This is a genomic window from Neisseria sp. P0021.S007 (assembly GCF_051956855.1).
In genome coordinates, this window is sequence record NZ_JBQCXA010000004.1 from 135,870 (window position 1) to 155,439 (window position 19,570).

Sequence of the window (19,570 nt, forward strand, 5' to 3'; positions counted from 1 at the left end):
GCCTGACTTAGAAAGTTTTTCATCGGCAGGCCGTCTGAAAAATCGGCCGCCGGATTTTATCCAAGGAGTGTCGTATGTCAGACGAAAAATTAGAACAAAACGGCTTAAGCCGTCGTTCATTCTTAGGTACTGCCGCTGCTTCCGGTGCGGGTATTGCTGGTGCCGGTTTGTTGGGCTTGGCCGGTTGCTCTAACGGCGAGGGTGATAAAGCTGCTGCTTCCGGTGCTGCACCTGCCGAAAAAGCCGCTGCTCATTCTGCCGAACCGGGCAAACAAACTTCCGAAGTTGGTCCAGGCGAACTTGACCAATACTACGGTTTCTTGTCAGGCGGTCAATCAGGTGAAATGCGCTTGATCGGCGTACCTTCTATGCGTGAGTTGATGCGTATCCCTGTGTTCAATATGGACAGCGCTACCGGTTGGGGTCGTACCAACGAGAGCCTGCGTATTTTGAATGAAAAAATTACGCCGGAAACCCGTAAATTCCTGCAAGACAGCGGTCTGCGTTGCTACCCTAACGGCGACTTGCACCACCCGCACTTGTCTTTCACCGACCAAACTTACGATGGCCGTTATGCTTACGCCAACGATAAAGCAAACACCCGTGTTTGCCGTATCCGCTTGGATGTGATGAAAACTGATAAAATCATCGATATTCCTAATGCTTCAGGTATCCACGGTCTGCGTCCTCAACGCTATCCGAAAACTGGCTACGTATTTGCCAACGGTGAGCATATCGTTCCTGTTGACGGCGTAGGCAAATGGGATGATCCTAAAACTTGGAATGCCGTTTATACTGCAGTTGATGGCGAAACCATGGACATCGCATGGCAAGTATTGGTAGACGGTAACTTGGATAATGGCGATGCCGACTACCAAGGTAAATACTCTTTCTCTACCTGCTATAACTCTGAGCGCGCTCTGACTGTACAAGGTGCATCTTCTAACGAACAAGACTGGTGTGTAGTATTTAACCTGGCCGCCATCGAAGAAGGCATCAAAAAAGGCGACTTCAAAGAAGTTAACGGCGTAAAAATGTTGGACGGTCGTGCGGAAGCCAACTCTCCATACACTCGTTACATCCCGGTTCCTAACTCTCCTCACGGTTGTAATGCAAGCCCTGACGGCAAATACATCATGCTCAACGGTAAACTGTCTCCAACCGTTACCGTATTGGATGTTAGCAAACTGGATGACTTGTTTGCAGGTAAAATCAAAGAGCGCGATGTTGTCGTAGCCGAGCCTCAACTGGGTCTTGGCCCATTACACACTGCATTTGACGGTCGCGGCAATGCCTATACTACATTGTTTATCGACAGTCAAATGGTGAAATGGAACATCGACGACGCGATTAAAGCCTATAAAGGCGAGAAAATCGATCCGATCAAACAAAAACTCGACGTTCACTATCAACCGGGTCACAACCACACTACCATGGGCGAAACCAAAGAAGCCGACGGTAAATGGTTGGTATCTTTGAACAAGTTCTCTAAAGACCGCTTCTTGAATGCCGGTCCTTTGAAACCTGAGTGTGACCAATTGATCGACATCTCCGGCGACGAAATGCGTCTGGTGCATGACAATCCGACTTTTGCCGAACCACACGACTTGTGCTTGGTTGCTGCGTCTAAAGTGAACCCAAGCAAAACTTGGGACCGCAAAGACCCATGGTTCTGGCAAGAAGCTTTGGAACAAGCTCAAAAAGACGGTGTTGAGCTGGAAAAAGCTGCCAAAGTCGTACGTGAAGGCAACAAAGTACGCGTGTACATGACTGCCGTTGCGCCTGCTTACAGCGTTCCTCAATTTGAAGTGAACCAAGGCGACGAAGTTACCGTATATGTAACCAACGTTGAGACCATTGAAGACTTGACTCACGGCTTTACTTTGGAAGGTTATGGCATTGCTATGGAGATTGGCCCGCAAGCTACATCTTCTGTAACCTTCAAGGCTGTCCGTCCAGGCGTACACTGGTACTACTGCCAATGGTTCTGCCACGCATTGCACATGGAAATGTCTGGCCAAATGATTGTTAAACCAAAATAATTTCGGTTTGATGATTTAATTCTTCAGGCCGTCTGAAAAAACATTCTTTCAGACGGCCTTTATAGCAAAGTTGTTTGTCGGCCGATATGGCCACAAAATGAAAGCCATCATCAGACAGCTTTGCTATAACACCAAAATACCTGTTTCCGCATCGGTTTATCATGCGGCAAGCAGGCCGTCTGAAACAGAGATATGATTATGACGCACACACAAATCCATCGTTCCAAATGGCAACGTGCCGCACTCGTATTGCTGCTTGGCAGCATGGTTCAGACGGCCTTTGCCGCAGTCATCAACGTATCCGCACAAGACAATCTCAATGATGCTTTGGCGCGCGCCCAAGCCGGCGATACGCTCAAGCTTGCCTCCGGTACATACAAAACCAAACTCTATATCGACAAACCCATTACCATCGAAGGCCCTGCCGACCGTTCCGCCAAGATTGTCGGCGACCGGAGCGGGAGGACGGTTGCCGTTCATGCGCCTGATGTAACTTTGCGCAATCTGACCGTTTCCCATTCCGGCATGAGTTTGCCGGCAATGGATGCCGGTATCTATTTAGAAGAGACGGCAACGCGCGCGCTGGTGGAGCATAACAACATCATCGACAATTCCGTCGGCGTGTATATTCACGGTGCGGCAGAATCCATGGTGCGGGAAAATAAAATCATCGGCGATGCAACCCTGCGCGTCAATGAACGCGGCAACGGCGTAACCGTCTGGAATGCGCCCGGTGCGCAAGTGGTCGATAACGATATTTCCAAAGGCCGTGACGGTATTTTTTCAAATACCAGTACCCATAATACCTACAAAGGCAACCGTTTTAGCGACTTGCGCTTTGCCGTCCATTATATGTATACCAATGACAGCGAAGTCAGCAACAATATCTCCGTTGGCAACAATATGGGTTATGTGCTGATGTTTTCTGAACGCCTGAAAGTGTATGGCAACATTGCCGTTGGCAGTCGCGACCAAGGCATTATGCTCAACTACGTCAATTATTCCGAAATTCACGATAATGTGATCAATAAGGCGGGCAAATGTGTGTTTGCCTACAATGCCAACTACGATAAAATTTTCGACAACCATTTTGAAAACTGTCAAATCGGTATTCACTTTACCGCGGCCATTGAAGGCACAAGCCTGTTCAATAATTCGTTTATCAACAACGAAAGCCAAGTCAAATACGTCAGCACCCGTTTCCTTGATTGGGGCGAGGGTGGTCGCGGCAACTATTGGAGCGATAACAGCGCCTTTGACCTTGACGGCGACGGCTTCGGCGACAGTGCCTACCGTCCCAATGGGATTATCGACCAAATCATCTGGCGCGCACCCGTCGCCCGGTTATTGATGAACAGCCCTGCCATCAGCATTGTCAAATGGGCGCAATCTCAATTTCCCGCCATCCTGCCCGGCGGCGTAATTGACAGCAAGCCTTTGATGAACCCTGTCCGCAATAAAACGACAACCAAATACGAAGCCATGAAGGACGAATTGCTGCATGAAGCAAAAACGCACCAATCCGAATGGGGTAATGCCGAAAACGGTGCGTTGACAGGCGGAAATGCCAATATGTAACCTTTCAGACGGCCCAATATCAAAGGCCGTCTGAAACATTCACTAGAGGAATATCCATGAGCAGTACCAACCACGTTGAATTAAGAAACGTGACCAAGCAGTTTGGCAGCCAAAAGGCCGTCAACCAAGTCGATCTGGTTCTCAAGGCTGGCGAGAGCGTCGGCATGGCAGGACACAACGGTGCAGGCAAATCTACCATTATGAAGCTGATACTCGGCCTGATTACGCCGACCGAGGGCGAAGTGATGCTTTTGGGAGAGCCGACCGGCAGTAAAGCAGGGGCGCAGCGTCGCAGCCAAATCGGTTACCTGCCTGAAACGGTTGCATTGCACCCTTCATTGACCGGTATCGAAACCATGGATTTCTATGCCAAACTAAAAAAACAGCCCCTGAGTAAAAACCGCGAATTGCTCGAGCGTGTCGGCATTTCCCAGGCCGCACGCCGCCGTGTCGGCACTTACTCTAAAGGTATGCGTCAACGCCTCGCTTTGGCACAAGCCTTGTTGGGCGAGCCTAAAGTTTTATTGTTTGACGAGCCAACTACCGGCCTTGATCCGGCTTCACGTCAAATGTTTTACGAAGTTGTGCGCGAACTCAATGGGCGCGGCGCAACCGTATTGCTCAGCACCCATGCACTGGCCGAGCTTGACGGCCACGCCGACCGCATCATCGTTATGAAAAACGGCGTGAAAGTTGCTGACGGCAGCATGGATGAGTTGCATGTTCAAAGCGGTCTACCGCTGACCGTCAACGTCCGCTTGAAAGAAGCGCGCCCGTTGAGCGAGCGTTGGCATCCGCTTTCAGACGGCCTGTCGTATAAAGCGCAATGTAAAGCCGAAGAGCGTATGGGACTTTTGAGCGAATTGGGTGATTTGGGCAGTCTTGCCTACATCGATATCCACACGCCAACACTTGATGATATGTACGCGCAATTCTTGAAGAGGGAAGACGTATGAACCCCGTTTGGATTATTACCGGCAAAGAAGTCCGAGACAGCCTGCGCAACCGTTGGGTTCTTGCCGCCGCACTTTTGCTTGCCGCATTGGCACTGTCATTAGGCTTTCTCGGCAGCTCGCCTACCGGTTCGGTCAAGGTTGATCCCTTGACGGTAACTGTAGTCAGTCTGTCCAGCCTGTCTATCTTCTTGATCCCGCTGATTGCGATGTTGCTCTCTTATGATGCACTGATCGGCGAAATCGAGCGCGGTACAATGGCGTTGTTGCTAAGTTACCCCATCTCGCGCAACCAAATCCTTGCCGGTAAATTTATCGGCCACCTCATCATTCTTGCCCTTGCTACCACCGCAGGCTACGGATTGGCAGGTATTACCCTTCAGCTTGCCAACGGCGGTTTTGATATTGCCGCATGGCAACCTTTCGCCCTTTTGATTGCTGCCAGCGTGATTCTTGGCGCAGCCTTTTTGTCCATGGGCTATTTGATCAGCGCAAAAGTTAAAGAACGCGGTACAGCCGCCGGTATCGCCATCGGCGTATGGCTGTTTTTTGTCGTTATTTTCGATATGGCGCTTTTGGGTGTTTTGGTTGCCGATACCGAACAAGTCATTACCGCGCCTGTAGTGGAAACCGTTCTTCTGTTCAACCCCGCAGACATTTATCGCCTGCTGAACCTGACGGGTTACGAAAATACAGCCATGTATGCCGGCATGGCAGGTTTGAGCGATCAAATCAGCCTGAGTATGCCTATTTTGCTGACGGCGCAGGTATTATGGGTTATCATTCCTTTGGTCTTAGCCGCCTGGATTTTCGGAAAGCGACAAATATGAGAAAAATATTATTGACAACCTTCACACTCATCGCATTGGCAGCCTGCAGTAAGCAGGATAACAGCCCTCCGCCTGCGCCCCAACAAATCAGCGACAGCGCAGTCGGTCATTACTGCAGCATGAATTTGACCGAACACAACGGCCCTAAAGCGCAAATCTTCTTGAACGGCAAACCTGACAAACCAGTTTGGTTTTCCACCATTAAGCAGATGTTCGGTTATACAAAGCTGCCCGAAGAGCCTAAAGGCATTCATGTCATCTATGTTACCGATATGGGCAAAGTCAAAGATTGGGAAAAACCCAATGCTGACGCCGAATGGATAGATGCGAAAAAAGCCTATTACGTCATCGAAAGCAGCTTTATCGGCGGCATGGGTGCGGAAGACGCACTTCCGTTTGCCGACAAGGCTCAGGCTGAAAAATTCGCCAAAGAAAAAGGCGGCAGAGTAGTCGGTTTTGCAGAGATGCCCGACGAATACATTTTCAAATAAAACAATCAATAGAAGGCCGTCTGAAACAGTTTCAGACGGCCTTTGTATTGGAAGCTGCCGATTGATGATTTAATGAATGCGGCTTTCAATGTAAAGATAAAAAATCTAAGGAATACTTTATGTCCACCCCTTTAACGCGCCGCCGTTTCCTTGCCATAGCTGCCACCCTTGCCGCCGGTGTCGGCATTCCTTTTGCCATCAGCCGCAAAACCAATCAACCGACTCATCCGACCAGCCCAAATCAAGAAGAGCAGCCAGTTATTTGGAGAGGCATTGCATTGGGTTCGGGCGCGGAGTTGCGTTTGTTCGGCGTTGAGCGCAAGCAGGCAGAAATATTAGTCAACAAAGTATTGGCGGAAGTTTTACGGTTGGAAAAAATCTTCAGCCTGTATCGGGACGACAGCCTGATCAGCCGTTTAAACCGAGAAGGCCGTCTGAAAAATCCGCCATCTGATTTTTTACAGCTGCTCAGTATCAGCCGAGATATCCATCAGCTGACGCAGGGTGCATTTGATCCCAGCATTCAGCCATTGTGGAATCTGTATGCCGATCATTTCAGACGAAACCCTAAAACCGAAACGCCGCCATCTGAACGCAGTATCAAAGACACGCTCAAATTAGTGGATTTCAACAAAGTCGATTTTGATACCAAAGAAATCCGTTTTGCCCAAAGAGGCATGGGCCTGTCGCTCAACGGCATTGCGCAGGGCTATATCACCGACAAAGTAGCTGAATTGTTGAAGCAGCAAGGCGTTACCCAGGCATTGATTGATATGGGGGAGATTTACGGCTTTGATAATGCTAACCAGCGCGAGTGGAATGTCAGCATTCGCAATCCCGACCAAGAAGACCAAATCCTGACCACTATTGCCATGAAAAATCAAGCGTTTGCCACATCGGGCGGCTATGGCACGGTAATGGACGAGGCAGGCAAATTTACCCATCTGTTTGACCCGCGCACAGGCGGAAGCCAGCCGCGCTATAAAAGCATGAGCGTCATGGCGGAGAGTGCGGCGGTTGCCGATGCTTTTTCTACCGCATTTTCTATTATGGATGAAGCGGCCATCCGAGCAGCGGCCCAAGTTAAAAAGGCACAGGTTTGGCTGGTGATGCCGAATAATGAATTGAAGAAGATTTGAGATTGAGAAAAAGAATGGTTTTGCCAGTTGGTTTGAATATATGAATAAGGGAAAGTCTAAGATATTGAAATAATGAAATATAAAAAAAGAAGGGCTGCCCAAGGGGCAACCCTGAAACTCTTGCAGCTGGGAGTAATTAGCAAGAGATTACGACACTTAAAACAAAAATTCACTCATTTCAAAGCACGAAGCTTTAATATCTAAGCAAAACGGTATTTCGACCGCTCAAACCCCTTCGATACGGAGAAACACAACATATATGGGAAAATCCGACAAAGTGGTTTGAAGCAATTCAGATGAGCGGTCTGTAATGCAGATAACCGGATGTCTTTAGATGAACGGTATAATATCAGGATAAGCGGAACATTACTAGTGAATATTATAAAAAAGTAGAATAATTCATTTAGTGATTGATTCTATTGAATAAAAACATGATTTCTTATTGAACTTTTTTACAACATATTGATTTGGTTTTAAAAAGGGAATTACGTAAGTATTTGGCGTTAATCAAAAAACTTATTTTGAGCTTTGAGAAGAGATAATCAATAGAAAAAGGCCGTCTGAACGTTCAGACGGCCTTTTTTCAAAGAGCGATTTATTTGGTTGCAGAAGCAGTAGAGGCGGCTTCGGCTTGAGCACCTGCTGCTGCGTTTTCACCCCATGCCGCAGGGTATTTGTAACCGGCAAAGCGTTTTTGTGAGTAAGCTTTGAACTCGTCAGAGTTGTAGGCTTCGGTTACATCTTTCAGCCATTGGCTGTCTTTGTCGGCAGTGCGGACGGCAGACCAGTTAACGTAGGCGAAGCTTGGCTCTTGGAATAGGGCTTCGGTCAGTTTCATGCCGCTGCTCATGGCGTAGTTGCCGTTAACGATGGCAAAGTCAACGTCGGCACGGCTGCGTGGCAGTTGGGCGGCTTCAAGTTCTACGATTTGGATGTTTTTTGGATTTTCGGCAATATCGTTTTTAGAGGCAGTCAGCGGATCAACGTCGGCTTTCAGTTTAATCCAGCCCAATTCGTTCAACATAACCAATGCACGGGCAAAGTTAGATGGGTCGTTAGGTGCAGAAACGCTGACGCCGTCTTTCAATTCGTCCAAAGATTTCAGTTTGCCAGGATAGAGGCCCAAAGGTGCAGTCGGTACTTGGAAGGCTTCAATGATGTCCAGTTTGTGTTCTTTTTTGAAGTCGTCCAGATAAGGTTTGTGTTGGAAGATGTTGATGTCCAATTCGCCTTCAGCCAAAGCAAGGTTGGGGCGCACATAGTCGGTAAATTCGATCAGTTTGACTTTATAGCCTTTTTTCTCCAAAGCCGGTTGGATTTGGTCTTTAACCATATCGCCGAAGTCGCCGACGGTTGTACCGAAGACGATTTCTTTTTTCTCTGCGCCGTTGTCGGCAGAAGAAGCAGCAGAGGCAGCAGGCGCGCTGTCTTTTTGACCGCCGCAGGCAGCCAGTACGATGGCCAGCGCAGCAGCAGAAAGGGTTTTGAAGAATGTGTTGGTTTTCATATTTTGCTCCAGATGGATGATAAAACGGTTTCAGACGGCCTTAAGCTGCCGCCGTCAAAAAAAGAGGAATTGTAAATCTATTTTGGGAATATGAGGGTGTTTTTTGTAGATTTATTTGGTATATCCTAATATGTTCTAAATAGATAACAGGCCGTCTGAAAAATAGTAAGTCCATTTCAGACGGCCTGGTTTGTTTAACGTTTATCCAGTTTGCGCGCCAATCTGTTGCCGATACCTTGAATCAGGATAACGAGTAAAACCAGGATGGCAACGATGAAGATGATGACTTCCATTTGATAGCGGTAGTAGCCGTAACGGATAGCAAGGTCGCCCAAACCGCCGCCGCCAATCATACCTGCCGCCGCGCTGTACGACAAAAGGCCAATAGCCAGTACGGTAATGCTGGAAACCATACCTGCGCGCGCTTCATTCAAAAGCACTTTGCAGATGATGCTCATGGGTGAGGCACCCATTGCGGAGGCCGCTTCAATTACGCCTCTGGGTACTTCGCGCAGGTTTTGCTCAACCAGACGGGCGAAGTAGAATAGGCCGGATACGCTCAATACCAATGAGGCGGCAACCGGGCCGATGGTCGTGCCGATGATGGCGCGTGTAACAGGAATCATGGCAATCATCAGGATGACGAAAGGGAATGCGCGCATCAGGTTGACCAGGTTGTCCAAAAACAAATTCAGCTGTTTGTTGTAGTGCAACTGATGGCTTGACGTCACAAACAGCAATACGCCCAAAATCGTACCGAAGATAACGGCGAAAGTAGTCGATAGGCCGACCATAATAAAGGTTTCGCCCAAGGCTTGGATAATTTCGCCCTTCATGCTGACGATGGTCTCAACAGCACTTTCAAATGTTAAATCTGCCATATTAGTCCTCTCGAATCAGCTCTTGCCCGATTTTGGATTGGGCATGGATTTGGTTGCCGTGTACTTCAACGATTTCCAGCAGACGGCCTTTATCCAAGAGGGCGGCACGGTCGCACAGGCGGCGGATAACGCTCATTTCGTGGGTAACGATGACGATGGTTACGTTGAAACGTCGGTTGATGTCTTCCAAACATTTCAAAACGCTGCGCGTAGTGGCGGGGTCGAGGGCGGAAGTGGGTTCGTCGGCGAGGATGACTTGAGGTTGCGGCGCCAGCGCACGGGCAATGCCGACACGTTGTTTTTGACCGCCGGAAAGTTGGGACGGGTAATGGTTGGCACGGTCTTGCAAGTCGACAATTTCCAAACATTCTTCAACACGCGCTTGGATTTTTTTAGACGGCCATTTGGCAATTTCTAAAGGGAAGGCGACGTTTTCGGCAACGGTACGGTTGCTCAATAGGTTGAACTGTTGGAATACCATGCCGATGTTTTGTCGGGCGTGGCGCAGTTGCGTGGCGTTGAGTGCGGTCAGCTCTTGGCCGCACACGCTGACGGTACCTGTATCCGGACGTTCCAATAAGTTAATCAGGCGCAGCAGGGTGGATTTGCCTGCGCCGGAATAGCCCATCAAGCCAAAGATTTCACCCTGTTTGATTTCGAGGCTGGTCGGCTCGACGGCGACAAAGTCTTTGTTGTCGCGTGTTTGATAGTGTTTGGAGACGTGATCCAGAATAATCATGGTTTATCCGTGTTTTCTTTAATTCGTGTGGCCATCAGGGTGTGCAGACGGCGGTTGTCGGCGCGTGCGACGGTAAATTGCAGGCTGCCGATGATGACTTTTTCGCCGCGTACGGGCAGGTGTCCCAATTCTTGAATGACCAGGCCACCGATGGTATCGGCTTCTTCGCTGCTGTATTCCGTACCGAAGAAGGTGTTGATGTCTTTGATTTCGGTGGCAGCGTGGATGCGCCAGCGTTCGGAAGAAACGGCGTGGATATTGTCGGCGCTGTCGTCTTCATCAAATTCGTCTTCGATGTCGCCGACGATTTGCTCGATGATGTCTTCAAAGGTTACCAGGCCGGATGTACCGCCGTATTCGTCAATGACAATCGCCATGTGGTTGCGTTGTTCGCGGAATTCTTTTAAAAGGGAGGCCAGTGATTTGCCTTCGGGGACGAAAACGGCAGGGCGCAAGACGGATTTCAGGTGGAACTGCTCGGGGTTGAACATATATTTGAGCAGGTCTTTGGCGTGCAAAATGCCCAAAACTTCGTCTTTGTCTTCGCCGATGACGGGGAAACGCGAATGGGCGGTTTCGATGATGTAGGCCGTGATGCGCTCGATGCTGTCGTTTTCTTTCAATACGTTCATGCGGCTGCGCGTAATCATGGCATCGCGCACTTCCAGCTCGGCAAAGTCCAATACTTTTTCCAGCCGGGTCAGTGTGTCGGCATCAAAAACTTCCTGCTCGTGCGCTTGGCGCAGCAGGGTCAATACGTCTTCGGCGGAATCAGGCTCGCCGGCAAGTCGGGAGATTAGGCGTTCGAAAAACTTGGGTTTCGACTGCGTACCGTCCATTTTAATATTCGTCCTCTTGGTAGGGGTTGGGGAAGCCTGCCGCCAGCATCAGGCGGATTTCTTCGGCTTCCATTATTTCGGCTTCATTGTCTTCGATGTGGTCGTAGCCCATCAGGTGTAAAGTACCGTGTATGGTCAGGTGGGCAAAATGCTGCTCAGGTGTTTTGCCTTGTTCGGCGGCCTCTTTCAAAACCACTTGCGGACAAATTACCAAATCGCCATACAAGCCGTCTGAAAACTGGTCGGGCAGGATTTCGCCTTCGTTGAGCGCGAAACTCAATACATTGGTGGCGTAATCCTTGCCGCGGTAGTCGCGGTTGTAGGCGCGGGCTTCTTCTTCGTCCAGAAGAATCAGGCTGATGTCTGCGCGGCGGTATTCATTTTTCAAGGCCGACCACGCCCAGCGGTAGAAGTCGTTCTCTGACGGAAGGTTGGCGGCGGAAGAAGCGTTTTCAAAGCTCAGATGAAAACGTTGCCGCTGTAAGGATAAAAAAGGATATTTCTTGGCGCGTTTCATGTTGTCCGGAAAATTTGGTTTTTAGGCGTAAATATAACATATTCACCCCCATGCCGTCTGAAAAAACGCCCAAAATATGATAGACTTCATGCCGTTTTCCATCTTTCAGGCAACCATTATGAACCCGAAAAAACTCGTTATCGCCAGTCGCGAAAGCCTGCTTGCCATGTGGCAGGCAAAACACATCCAAGGCCGTCTGAAAGCCCTGTATCCCGATTGCGAAGTCGAGATTTTGGGCATGACCACGCGCGGCGACCAGATTTTGGACAGAACTTTGTCAAAAGTCGGCGGTAAAGGCTTGTTTGTCAAAGAGTTGGAGCAGGCTTTGTATGACGGCCGGGCCGACTTGGCCGTGCATTCGATTAAAGACGTGCCGATGGATTTACCTGAAGGTTTTACGCTTGCGGCCATCGGCGAACGCGCCAATCCGTTTGACGCATTTGTGTCCAACCAATACGCGCGTTTGGAAGAAATGCCCAAAGGCGCTGTCGTCGGCACATCCAGCCTGCGCCGCGAAGCCCAGTTGCGCGTGCGCTATCCGCATTTGGTTATCAAACCTTTGCGCGGCAATGTGCAAACCCGTTTGTCCAAACTCGATAACGGCGAATACGACGCGATTATTTTGGCTGCCGCCGGTTTGCAGCGTCTGGAATTGGACGAACGCATCCGCATGATTTTGTCGGAATCCGACAGTCTGCCTGCCGCCGGACAAGGCGCATTGGGTATTGAAATTGCAGCGCATCGCGAAGATTTGTACGAAGTCTTAAAGCCTTTGAACCACGATACCACACACGCCTGCGTTACGGCCGAACGTGCGTTGGCGCGCGCTTTGGGTGGAAGTTGCCAAGTGCCGCTGGCCGCATATTGCACTGAAGAAAACGGCTTGCTGACCTTGCGCGGCTTGGTCGGTCATCCTGACGGTTCGGTAATTTTGCAGGCGGATGCGCAAGCCCCTGCCGAATACGCCGATGCCTTGGGTCGTGCAGTCGCCAAAAAACTGGCAGATGATGGTGCGGAAGAATTGATTGCTGCCGTATTGCAAGAATAGGCTTAAAACAGCATAGATCATTTAAAAGGCCGTCTGAAACTTTCAGACGGCCTTTATTTTTTGATGCTTAAGGATTCATAATCCGCGCAACCAAAGCTTTTTCTTTGCCTTGCATATTCGGGATTTTGACCTGAATGCCGTTGCCTGGGGCAACATCGACAGGCTGGCCTTTGCGGGTCATTTGTTCCAATTTGATGGTTTGGTTGCCGCTCGGGTGGATGATTTCGAGTGAATCGCCGACAGCGAAGCGGTTTTTAACTTCGATTGTCGCCCAGCCGTTTTCATCAATTTCGGTAACGTGGCCGACGTATTGGCTTTGTTTGGCGGTGGAATGGCCGCTGAGGTAGTTTTGGTAGTCTTGAGTTTGGTGGCGTTCGAGGAAGCCGCTGGTGTAGCCACGGTTGGCGAGGCCTTCGAGTTCGCTCAACAGGCTGTAATCAAACGGACGGCCTGCAACGGCATCGTCAATCGCTTTGCGGTAGGACTGGGCCACGCGTGCAACATAATAGAGCGATTTGGTACGGCCTTCGACTTTGAGGCTGTCCACACCAATTTTTGCCAGTTTCTCAACCACTTCAATGCCGCGAAGGTCTTTGGAGTTCATGATGTAGGTGCCGTGTTCATCTTCCATAATCGGCATCATTTCGCCCGGGCGGTTGGACTCTTCAATCAGGAAAACTTTGTCGGCGTAGGGATGGCGTTTTTGACCATTGATGCCTTCAAAGTTTTGGTTGGCTTCTTCTTGAGCTTTTTCAAAGTTGAAACCTTGCAGAAGTTGGGCGTCGCCTGCATCGCTTTCAGTGGCGTTGTGAACCTTGTAGTCCCAACGGCAGGAGTTGGTGCAGGTGCCTTGGTTGGGGTCGCGATGGTTGAAATAGCCGGAGAGCAGGCAGCGGCCGGAGTAGGCGATACACAATGCGCCGTGAATGAAGACTTCGAGTTCGATGTCGGGGCATTCTTGGCGGATTTCGGCGATTTCTTCCATGCTCAATTCGCGCGACAGAATAATGCGCTCAACGCCGATGTTTTGCCAGAATTTCACGCCCCAGTAGTTGGTGGTGTTTGCCTGTACGGACAGGTGAATCGGCATTTCCGGCCATTTTTCGCGCACAGTCATAATCAAACCCGGATCCGCCATAATCAACGCGTCGGGTTTCATGGCAATCAAGGGCTCCATATCGGAAACAAAGGTTTTGAGTTTGGAGTTGTGCGGCAGCGTATTGACGGTCAGGAAGAATTTTTTGTTGCGCTCGTGCGCTTCTTTAATGCCTTGCTCGAGGACGTCGAGTTTGGCAAATTCGTTGTTGCGGGCGCGCAGGGAGTAACGCGGGCTGCCGGCGTAAACGGCATCTGCGCCGTAATCGTAGGCGGCGCGCATGCGTTCGAGGCCGCCTGCAGGCAATAAGAGTTCGGGTACTTTCATGTTTTATGCTTTTTAAAATGTTTTCAGACGGCCCTTAAGGAAAGAGGGAAGGCCGTCTGAAAGATGTTTGAAGAATGGGCGGATTATCCGCTGTTTTTGTGTTTCGGTCAATTTTGTGTCGGGTTTGCGCTTTGTTTTTTATACGGAAAATGTCCTATATGGGCAAAGGTGAAAAGGGGCTTTAATTTATTAGAAATGTAAAAAAAGCAGGGTTGGGCGGAATAATTTAACAAAAAACCGTTCAAGCAATGTATTTTCTTGTAAAATATCAAGCTTCATTTTAAAAAATATTCGGATTAGTTACCGATTTTGACCGACGGAAGGTTTATGGATTTTCGTTTTGACATTATTTATGAATACCGCTGGATGTTTTTATACGGCGTGTTGACAACGCTGGGACTGACGGTGGTTGCAACGGCAGGTGGCTCGGTTTTGGGTTTGCTGTTGGCATTGGCGCGTTTGATCAATCCGGAAAAAGCCGGTGTGCCGATGCGTGCCTTGGCTTGGGTGTTGCGTAAGATTTCTTTTTGGTATGTTACGCTGTTCCGCGGTACGCCATTGTTTGTACAAATTGTGATTTGGGCTTATGTTTGGTTCCCATTTTTCGTTCACCCGGCCGACGGTGTGCTGATTAGCGGCGAAGCAGCTGTTGATCTGCGCCGTTCTTATGGTGCGCTGATTGCCGGTTCTTTGGCTTTGGTTGCGAACTCGGGTGCGTATATTTGTGAAATTTTCCGTGCCGGTATTCAATCGATTGATAAAGGCCAAATGGAAGCTGCGCGTTCTTTGGGGCTGACCTATACTCAGGCGATGCGTTATGTGATTTTGCCGCAAGCTTTGCGCCGTATGTTGCCGCCATTGGCCAGTGAGTTTATTACGTTGTTGAAAGACAGCTCATTGCTTTCCGTCATTGGCGTGGCAGAGTTGGCTTATGTACAAAGCACGATTACCGGCCGCTATTCTGTCTATGAAGAGCCGCTTTATACAATTGCGCTGATTTATTTGGTGCTGACAAGCTTTTTGGGTTGGGTATTCCTGCGATTGGAAAACCGTTACAATCCGCAACACCGCTAATCGCTTTAAATCAAAAAAAGGAAGACTTTTTCAAGTCTTCCTTTTTTTATTTGCTGTCAATGTTTCAGACGGCCTTGAATCAGAATGCTTCACCGACTTTGACACCGCCAGCGATGTCTTTTGGCGTTGCCAGTTTGGCAGTTGCTTGTTGGGCGGCTTGGAATGCTTCGGTTGCCATGATGTCGGCGGCTTCTTGTACGGTCAATGTGTTGGCCATGTATTGCCAACGCGCTGCCAAGTCGGCGTTTGCCGGTGCGTGGAAACCGTCTCGCAATTCATCTACCAAATCGGGACGGTTGCACACCAGTACAATATCGCAGCCTGCTTCAAAAGAAAGGCGGGCGCGTTCTTTAATACCGCCGACACCGCATGCGCCTTCCATGGTCAGGTCGTCTGAAAAGATAACGCCGTTAAATCCGATTTCTTGGCGCAGGATTTGTTTCAGCCATTTTTCGGAGAAGCCGGCAGGTTGGCTGTCGGTTTGCGGGTATACGACGTGGGCAGGCATGACTGCGGCCATGCCTGCTTGGCTCAATGCTCGGAAGGGGATAAGGTCTGCGGCTTCTAGCTCTTCTCGGCTGCGTTCGTCGCAAGGCAGGACGTGATGGCTGTCGCCTTCGACAAAGCCGTGGCCGGGGAAGTGTTTGCCGCAAGATTTCATGCCGCCTTTGTTCAGACCTTTTTGCAGGGCAAGGGCAAGCTGGGTAACGATGTTGGCGTCGCGGTGGAAACTGCGGTTGCCGATGACGGCGCATTGACCCCAGTCCAAATCCAATACAGGCGTAAAGGATAGGTCGATACCGCAGGCGGAGAGTTCGGTTGCCAAAACCCAGCCGACTTGTTCTGCTTGGGTACAGGCGGCTTCTTGGCCTTCGTTATCCCAAATTTCGCCCAATACATTCATGGCAGGCAGGCGGGTGAAGCCGTCAATAAAACGTTGAACCCGTCCGCCTTCGTGGTCGACGGCGATGATAAGTTCAGGTGTACGGACGGCTTTGATTTCTTGAACCAAAGCTTTGAGCTGGGAAACGTTTTCAAAGTTGCGGCGGAACAAAATAACGCCACCGACGGCAGGGTCGAGCAGGCGTTGTTTTTCTTCTTCGGTCAGATGATAGGCAGCGACGTCGGCCATGACTGGGCCGCGTGGAAGATGAGGCGTATTCATTGTTTTGTCCTGAATAATGTATCTATTGGATAATCGTTATGTTCAGACGGCCTGAGAGTGTAAGAATATCTCAGGCCGTCTGAATATTGGTTTTGAATTAGGCAGTTGCTTTTTTCTTGTCTTTTAAGATGAAAACCAACACAACCATCACGATGCCGGTTACCACAAAACCTAAAGGCGCAGAGCCGGTCATGCCCAGTGCGAGGTAGCCTGTGGCAGCAGATGCGGCTACGGTCAGCGCATAAGGGAATTGCGAGGTAACGTGGTCGATGTGGTTACAGTGTGCGCCGGTAGAAGAGAGGATAGTGGTATCGGAAATTGGCGAGCAGTGGTCGCCAAATACGGCACCGGCCATTACGGCAGACATGCAAGGGATAATCAGCGAAGGTTCGACTTTGACGGCCATGGCGGCGGCAATCGGCAACATGATGCCGAATGTGCCCCAGCTTGTGCCGGTAGCGAAGGCCATCACGCCTGCGAGCATAAACAAAATCACGGGTAGGAAGCCTGCGTGGATATTGCCTGCCACCAAAGTGGAGAGGTATTCGCCGGTGTGCATCTCGCTGACAACGGTGCTGATGATCCATGCCAAAATTAAGATGGTAATGGCACCGCGCATAGAGATGATGCCCTGCCAAATGGCTTTAGGGTAATCGCCGGTTTTGATGGTGCCGATGGTGCAGAGGATGACGGCCAATACGCCGCAGGTGCCGCCGAATACGAGGGAAGTGTTTACATCGGTATTTTCAAATGCGCTGAGCAAAGAGAAGGTTTCAGAAGCTTGTGCGCCAGTGTAAATCATGGCGGAAACAGTGGCGACGATCAGTACCAAAACCGGCACAATCAGAGCGAATACGCGACCGTTGGGATGGCCTGTTTCAACGGTTTCATCATGAATTTCATTCAAAGCGGCGCGTTCCAAACGGGCCATGGAGCCGATGTCGAAGGAGAACCAGGCCACGACAAACACCATAATCAATGCGAAGACGGCGTAGTAATTCATCAGGCTCATGGCCACGAATGCGCCCATTGGTGTGTAGTCTGTGATGTTGTAAGTCACCAAAAGGCCTGCCAAAGTAGCAATAATCGATGCCCCCCAGCTGGATACAGGCATCAAAACGCACATCGGCGCGGCAGTGGAGTCAAGGATATAAGCCAGTTTGGCGCGGGAAACTTTGAATTTGTCGGTTACAGGGCGGGCAATCGCGCCGACGGCAAGGCTGTGGAAATAGTCGTCAATAAAGGTAACGAATACCAGGCAGGCAGTCAGCAGCTTCGCACCACGGCGGCCTTTGATGTGCTGTTTTGCCCAATCGGCAAATGCTTGGTTACTGCCTGAATGCGTCAGCAGGGAAGTGAAAATCCCCAAAAGCACTAAGAAGAGCAGGATTTTGGGTTTGCCCAAAGACCAATCGCCGTCCGCCCAAGTCAGGCTGACGGCCATGTCTTTCAAGTGAACCAAGGCATCAAGCGGATTACCGCCTACCAGCAGGAATGAGCCGACGATAATGCCGACACCCAAGGACAGCAATACACGACGCGTGGCAATGGCCAGGGCAAGCGCGATGGCTGCAGGAATAATGGATAAAATAGAATTCGAATAATTAATAAGTTGCATAATTATATTGTATATAAGCGGTGAAATATTTTCAGACGGCCTAAACTGGAAGACGGATAACAAAATACCCACCGCCTCTGACAGATGGGTATTTTATCATTTAACGCATCATCATGCCGTCTGAAAATCTTGCTATTGCAGATTTAGCGCGAGGAACAAAGTATTGCCTTCGCGTTGTACCAAAAGCGGTACGTTTTTGCCTGCGCTTTCCAATGCGCTACGGAAAGTGGATTCGTCATTGACGCTGATTTGGCTGACGGCAATAATTTCGTCGCCGCGTTTGAGGCCGGCACGTTCGGCCGCACCGCTAACGCGCAGAACGATTAAGCGTTGTTTGCCGTCTGCGTTTTCAACCTGCAAAGTTAGGCCTGCATTTTCAACGGTAAATCCGTCATGGCCGCCTTCGTGTTGCGGGTGTTCGGCTTCTTTTGCAGAAGTTTCCGTTTGTTCGGCTGCGCTGCCAAGTTTGACTTTGACATCGGTTTGTTTGCCGCCGCGCCAAATGCTCAAAGTCACTTCTTTGCCCGGCATCATCGAGCCGACCATGACCGGCAAGTCGCTGGAGGCACGGACTTCTTCTCCGTTTACGCTGCGGACAATATCGCCGACTTGCAACCCGGCTTGTTGCGCTGCGCTGTTCGGCATGATTTTGGCAATCAGCGCGCCGCTTGCTTTGTCCAAACCGAAAGATTTGGCCAAATCGTAAGAAACTTCTTGGATAACCACGCCTAATTGACCGCGTTGGACTTTGCCGTTGGCTTTTAATTGATCGGCCACATTCATGGCAACATCAATCGGAATGGCAAACGAAATGCCCATGAAACCGCCGCTTCGGCTGTAAATTTGCGAGTTGATGCCGACTACTTGGCCGCGGAGGTTGAATAACGGGCCGCCTGAGTTGCCGGGGTTGATGGCAACGTCGGTTTGGATGAACGGCGTGTAGTTTTCATTCGGCAGGCTGCGGCCTTTAGCGGAGACGATGCCTGAAGTTACGCTGTTGTCAAAGCCGAAAGGTGCGCCGATGGCGGCTACCCATTCGCCCGGTTTCAAATCTTTCGGATTGCCGATTTTGACAACCGGCAAGTCTTCTTGCGGCTCAATTTTTAAGAGGGCAACGTCGGATTGGGCGTCTGAGCCGACCAGTTTGGCCGTGTATTCGCGTTTGTCGTTGAGCAGGACTTTGATATTGCCCATGCCAGCAACCACGTGGGTATTGGTCAGGATATAGCCGTCTTTGCTGATGATGAAGCCGGAGCCGAAATTCAGATCGTCGCTTTCGGTATCTTCTTGCGGCATGTCTGGCATATTGGGAACAAGGCGTTTGAAGAACTCGTAAAACGGATCGTTGTCGGGAAATTGGCTCAGGTCCATGCTGTGGTCGTCATCCGGTGTCGCAGAGCGTTTTGCCGGTGTCGCTTGAATATTGACGACGGCCTGTCCTTCGTTTTGCACCAGTTGGGCGAAGTCGGGCAACAACATACCGACTTTTCCGTCATCGGTATTGGTTTCAATACGTTGAACGAGTTCTTTGTTTTCGTCTTTGTCGAAAAAGGTGCTGACTTTGTCGCAACCTGAAAGAAGGGAAGCTGAGAGGACAGCAAGGGCCAGATATGTGTTTGTTTTAATATGCACGAAAGTTCCTTTTGCCGGTGCCTATCGTATTGTCGGCATGCGTTTGAATCGGCAGGCAGTTTTATTGTTTGAATGCTGTTTAAATGTATAAGGT

17 protein-coding genes are annotated in these 19,570 nt (G+C 49.9%); 8 read left to right on the forward strand and 9 right to left on the reverse strand.

Features of this window, described 5'->3' with window-relative positions; all coding sequences use genetic code 11:
* Positions 1–74 precede the first annotated feature (74 nt).
* The 6 genes from nosZ (at position 75) to ACTHUR_RS07230 (ending at position 7,033) form a co-directional block, all read left to right on the forward strand.
* On the forward strand, positions 75–2,042 hold the full coding sequence (gene nosZ, locus ACTHUR_RS07205) for a TAT-dependent nitrous-oxide reductase (protein ID WP_004519669.1): 1,968 nt from the start codon (positions 75–77) through the stop codon (positions 2,040–2,042).
* A gap of 198 nt (positions 2,043–2,240) precedes the next feature.
* A complete protein-coding gene (locus ACTHUR_RS07210; RefSeq protein ID WP_440361193.1) occupies positions 2,241–3,620 on the forward strand; it encodes a nitrous oxide reductase family maturation protein NosD in 1,380 nt (459 codons plus the stop codon).
* Between the two features lie 56 nt (positions 3,621–3,676).
* Positions 3,677–4,576 (forward strand): ABC transporter ATP-binding protein, encoded by a 900-nt coding sequence (locus tag ACTHUR_RS07215; RefSeq protein ID WP_004519672.1) that lies wholly within the window; start codon positions 3,677–3,679, stop codon positions 4,574–4,576.
* Positions 4,573–5,403, forward strand: coding sequence for an ABC transporter permease (locus ACTHUR_RS07220; protein ID WP_070695422.1), 831 nt, complete (start codon positions 4,573–4,575; stop codon positions 5,401–5,403). Before ACTHUR_RS07215 ends, ACTHUR_RS07220 begins: the two co-directional genes overlap by 4 nt.
* Positions 5,400–5,894: a nitrous oxide reductase accessory protein NosL gene (locus tag ACTHUR_RS07225; protein WP_070695420.1), complete on the forward strand. Its 495-nt coding sequence runs from the start codon at positions 5,400–5,402 to the stop codon at positions 5,892–5,894. Before ACTHUR_RS07220 ends, ACTHUR_RS07225 begins: the two co-directional genes overlap by 4 nt.
* Before the next feature lie 119 nt (positions 5,895–6,013).
* Positions 6,014–7,033, forward strand: a complete 1,020-nt coding sequence (locus ACTHUR_RS07230; protein WP_070695418.1) for an FAD:protein FMN transferase — start codon at positions 6,014–6,016, stop codon at positions 7,031–7,033.
* Positions 7,034–7,628: 595 nt separating this feature from the next.
* Here the strand turns inward: ACTHUR_RS07230 and ACTHUR_RS07235 are convergent.
* The 5 genes from ACTHUR_RS07235 to ybeY all read right to left on the reverse strand — a co-directional run bounded on the left by ACTHUR_RS07235 (position 7,629) and on the right by ybeY (position 11,516).
* Positions 7,629–8,540 carry a MetQ/NlpA family ABC transporter substrate-binding protein gene (locus ACTHUR_RS07235; RefSeq protein WP_070695416.1) on the reverse strand — a complete coding sequence of 304 codons (912 nt, stop codon included), beginning with the start codon at positions 8,538–8,540 and terminating at the stop codon, positions 7,629–7,631.
* 194 nt (positions 8,541–8,734) lie between these two features.
* The gene (locus tag ACTHUR_RS07240; protein ID WP_070587440.1) at positions 8,735–9,421 is read right to left on the reverse strand and encodes a methionine ABC transporter permease; all 687 of its coding nucleotides are present in this window, start codon (positions 9,419–9,421) and stop codon (positions 8,735–8,737) included.
* A 1-nt stretch (position 9,422) separates the two neighbouring features.
* Entirely contained in the window at positions 9,423–10,160 is a 738-nt protein-coding gene (locus ACTHUR_RS07245) for a methionine ABC transporter ATP-binding protein (RefSeq protein WP_049322796.1), read from the reverse strand.
* A complete protein-coding gene (locus ACTHUR_RS07250) occupies positions 10,157–10,999 on the reverse strand; it encodes an HlyC/CorC family transporter (protein WP_049344871.1) in 843 nt (280 codons plus the stop codon). The genes ACTHUR_RS07245 and ACTHUR_RS07250 overlap by 4 nt, the downstream gene beginning before the upstream one ends.
* A 1-nt stretch (position 11,000) precedes the next feature.
* The gene (gene ybeY, locus ACTHUR_RS07255; protein ID WP_049344870.1) at positions 11,001–11,516 is read right to left on the reverse strand and encodes an rRNA maturation RNase YbeY; all 516 of its coding nucleotides are present in this window, start codon (positions 11,514–11,516) and stop codon (positions 11,001–11,003) included.
* Between the two features lie 118 nt (positions 11,517–11,634).
* Between ybeY and hemC the strand changes: the two genes are divergently transcribed.
* Positions 11,635–12,564 (forward strand): hydroxymethylbilane synthase, encoded by a 930-nt coding sequence (hemC, locus tag ACTHUR_RS07260; protein WP_107848928.1) that lies wholly within the window; start codon positions 11,635–11,637, stop codon positions 12,562–12,564.
* A 67-nt stretch (positions 12,565–12,631) separates the two neighbouring features.
* Here the strand turns inward: hemC and trhP are convergent, their stop codons facing one another.
* Positions 12,632–13,987 (reverse strand): prephenate-dependent tRNA uridine(34) hydroxylase TrhP, encoded by a 1,356-nt coding sequence (trhP, locus tag ACTHUR_RS07265; protein WP_004519683.1) that lies wholly within the window; start codon positions 13,985–13,987, stop codon positions 12,632–12,634.
* Positions 13,988–14,314: 327 nt separating this feature from the next.
* Here trhP and ACTHUR_RS07270 point away from each other — a divergent pair, with 327 nt between their 5' ends.
* Positions 14,315–15,061 (forward strand): amino acid ABC transporter permease, encoded by a 747-nt coding sequence (locus tag ACTHUR_RS07270; RefSeq protein WP_049344868.1) that lies wholly within the window; start codon positions 14,315–14,317, stop codon positions 15,059–15,061.
* 79 nt (positions 15,062–15,140) lie between these two features.
* On the opposite strand, the gene nagZ is transcribed toward ACTHUR_RS07270, so the two are convergent.
* From nagZ to ACTHUR_RS07285, 3 genes are all read right to left on the reverse strand, one after another.
* A complete protein-coding gene (gene nagZ, locus ACTHUR_RS07275) occupies positions 15,141–16,226 on the reverse strand; it encodes a beta-N-acetylhexosaminidase (protein WP_039862102.1) in 1,086 nt (361 codons plus the stop codon).
* Between the two features lie 97 nt (positions 16,227–16,323).
* Positions 16,324–17,844 (reverse strand): Na+/H+ antiporter NhaC family protein, encoded by a 1,521-nt coding sequence (locus ACTHUR_RS07280; protein ID WP_004519687.1) that lies wholly within the window; start codon positions 17,842–17,844, stop codon positions 16,324–16,326.
* Between the two features lie 132 nt (positions 17,845–17,976).
* Positions 17,977–19,476 carry a DegQ family serine endoprotease gene (locus ACTHUR_RS07285; protein ID WP_004519688.1) on the reverse strand — a complete coding sequence of 500 codons (1,500 nt, stop codon included), beginning with the start codon at positions 19,474–19,476 and terminating at the stop codon, positions 17,977–17,979.
* Positions 19,477–19,570: the final 94 nt, after the last annotated feature.

Bases quoted from the DNA above. Each gene is read 5' to 3' on its own strand.
- nosZ (WP_004519669.1), top strand. From the start codon at position 75: ATGTCAGACGAAAAATTAGAACAAAACGGCTTAAGCCGTCGTTCATTC.
- ACTHUR_RS07210 (WP_440361193.1), top strand. From the start codon at position 2,241: ATGACGCACACACAAATCCATCGTTCCAAATGGCAACGTGCCGCACTC.
- ACTHUR_RS07215 (WP_004519672.1), top strand. From the start codon at position 3,677: ATGAGCAGTACCAACCACGTTGAATTAAGAAACGTGACCAAGCAGTTT.
- ACTHUR_RS07220 (WP_070695422.1), top strand. From the start codon at position 4,573: ATGAACCCCGTTTGGATTATTACCGGCAAAGAAGTCCGAGACAGCCTG.
- ACTHUR_RS07225 (WP_070695420.1), top strand. From the start codon at position 5,400: ATGAGAAAAATATTATTGACAACCTTCACACTCATCGCATTGGCAGCC.
- ACTHUR_RS07230 (WP_070695418.1), top strand. From the start codon at position 6,014: ATGTCCACCCCTTTAACGCGCCGCCGTTTCCTTGCCATAGCTGCCACC.
- ACTHUR_RS07235 (WP_070695416.1), bottom strand. From the start codon at position 8,540: ATGAAAACCAACACATTCTTCAAAACCCTTTCTGCTGCTGCGCTGGCC.
- ACTHUR_RS07240 (WP_070587440.1), bottom strand. From the start codon at position 9,421: ATGGCAGATTTAACATTTGAAAGTGCTGTTGAGACCATCGTCAGCATG.
- ACTHUR_RS07245 (WP_049322796.1), bottom strand. From the start codon at position 10,160: ATGATTATTCTGGATCACGTCTCCAAACACTATCAAACACGCGACAAC.
- ACTHUR_RS07250 (WP_049344871.1), bottom strand. From the start codon at position 10,999: ATGGACGGTACGCAGTCGAAACCCAAGTTTTTCGAACGCCTAATCTCC.
- ybeY (WP_049344870.1), bottom strand. From the start codon at position 11,516: ATGAAACGCGCCAAGAAATATCCTTTTTTATCCTTACAGCGGCAACGT.
- hemC (WP_107848928.1), top strand. From the start codon at position 11,635: ATGAACCCGAAAAAACTCGTTATCGCCAGTCGCGAAAGCCTGCTTGCC.
- trhP (WP_004519683.1), bottom strand. From the start codon at position 13,987: ATGAAAGTACCCGAACTCTTATTGCCTGCAGGCGGCCTCGAACGCATG.
- ACTHUR_RS07270 (WP_049344868.1), top strand. From the start codon at position 14,315: ATGGATTTTCGTTTTGACATTATTTATGAATACCGCTGGATGTTTTTA.
- nagZ (WP_039862102.1), bottom strand. From the start codon at position 16,226: ATGAATACGCCTCATCTTCCACGCGGCCCAGTCATGGCCGACGTCGCT.
- ACTHUR_RS07280 (WP_004519687.1), bottom strand. From the start codon at position 17,844: ATGCAACTTATTAATTATTCGAATTCTATTTTATCCATTATTCCTGCA.